Origin of the sequence: Paenibacillus sp. E194, from assembly GCF_000935845.1 — a bacterium.
Taxonomy (GTDB): Bacteria; Bacillota; Bacilli; order Paenibacillales; family Paenibacillaceae; genus Paenibacillus_B; species Paenibacillus_B alvei_B.
Map to the genome: position 1 here is coordinate 1 of NZ_JMDX01000471.1, position 1,699 is coordinate 1,699.

At 48.6% G+C, this 1,699-nt stretch carries 2 protein-coding genes; both read right to left on the reverse strand.

Annotated elements, in window-relative coordinates:
* Positions 1-35: 35 nt before the first annotated feature.
* Positions 36-455: a glycoside hydrolase family 3 N-terminal domain-containing protein gene (locus AZ66_RS28970; protein WP_044358091.1), complete on the reverse strand. Its 420-nt coding sequence runs from the start codon at positions 453-455 to the stop codon at positions 36-38.
* 23 nt (positions 456-478) lie between these two features.
* The coding region (locus AZ66_RS28975; RefSeq protein WP_044358092.1) for a PTS sugar transporter subunit IIC at positions 479-1,699 on the reverse strand (1,221 nt) is incomplete at its 5' end.

Genomic DNA, 1,699 nt, shown 5'->3' on the forward strand with positions numbered 1-1,699 from the left:
CACGGAAGCGCCAACGCCTTGACTTTGAAGCCCATTCACGAAGGCTGCGCCGAGCTCACGGACAGACAAGGGTCTTCGGAATAATATTCGAAGTTGCGGCCGCCTAGCGGCGTGCGCTTCATATTGATGCCAGGCCCGAGCAGAAGCTCAACACCCATTTCCTTCCCTTCAACACCAAGCGCTACACCAACCTCGTGCAATAACTCCGTATTCCAAGAGGAACCGATCGCAGAGCCGGTTGGATAACACGTGGCTGGAATATTGCCCGTCGTAGCAATCCCCATCTCTTCATCGCTATTCGTTTTGCGGATGCCATTCGTACCGTCATACATGTGGAGCGGCGGGATATTCAGGCGGTCGATCCCCTTCGTCATCCACATATTCAGTCCTGCACATAGCGAAGCCTTCTCCTCTAGCGTTAATTCCTTCATCCAATCGTTTATCTTTTGATTCATAATATTTCCCCACTTTCTACGTTTTATTGCTGTTTCGCCTCTTCCTGCTCCTTCTTCAGCTCTTGCGCGTCATAAATCTTGTAGAACGGATACCATACGGCAAAGATGATGGCCAGCACGACTGCCAGCAGGATAAGCCCATTAAAACCGGACATGAGGTATGTGGATAATCCAATCGGTGTATACCACAGCTGGAACACCTTGCTTGGAATCTGAGCGAATCCAAGGTCTAGCGCAAAGTATACGATAATCGGCGTAATGATACCGTTGATCCACATCGGAATCATCAAAATCGGGTTAAATGCGATCGGTGCTCCGTATATCACAGGCTCGTTGATGTTAAATAAAGATGGAACGAGCGTCGCCCTGCCAATCGATTTCAGCTTCTGCGATTTTGCAAACAGGAACAAGATGATAAGCGGCAGGGTCGCACCAAGTCCGCCTACTCCGAGCCAACCGGAGAAGAATGTTTCAAACGTATTAATGTTGACCGGTTCAAGTCCTTGCGCCACCAGGGCTGCGTTCTGCTCAATCGCTGGAATCCAGATTGCATAGAAGATTGGGATGATCACCCACGGACTGACCCCGAAGGAATACAGCGCGACGCCAATCATGTTAAAGAGCAGGAAGCCCCATAGCGTTTGGCCTAATGCGTTAACTGGCTCGAATACGCTTACAATCAAATCAAAGATATCGAAGTTCAGCTGATATACGAGCACCCATCCCAGCGTAAGAATAATCGCAATCGGAACGAGGAAGTCGAACCATTCCATGATGAACTCCGGCAAATTCGAATCCTTTTTGAAAAATGAGAAATTGTTGAACACATTGAGTACTACGGCCACCGCAACTCCGACAAGCAGCGCGGTAATCATTCCAGAAGGCCCGAAACGTTCCATAATGAACTGAATCGTTCCGTCTTCGTTCGTGACGGGCTTCAGCAGCATCAGGAATAAGGAGATGCCTGTCGCGCCGGCAATGAGCTTGATTTTGTCGCGCCCTTTCTTCTGCATCACCGTGTAGGGCGTTAGGAAAGCAATAAAGATCCCCAGCAGGCCGAAGCTGAATGTAGTTATAGGCGTTAAGTCCGGCATTCCCGGAATAAAGTCTTTCAGAATCGAGATCAAGGTAACAAACGATCCAATAAAAATCATAGGTAGTGTAACCATAATGGCTTCCTGAATGGAAGATACCCATACGTTGTTTGTAAACGCCTCCAAACGCGGCGCAAATTTTTCGTTCAT

Excerpts from the sequence above, each read along its gene's own strand:
- AZ66_RS28970 (WP_044358091.1), bottom strand. The coding sequence starts at position 455 with ATGAATCAAAAGATAAACGATTGGATGAAGGAATTAACGCTAGAGGAG.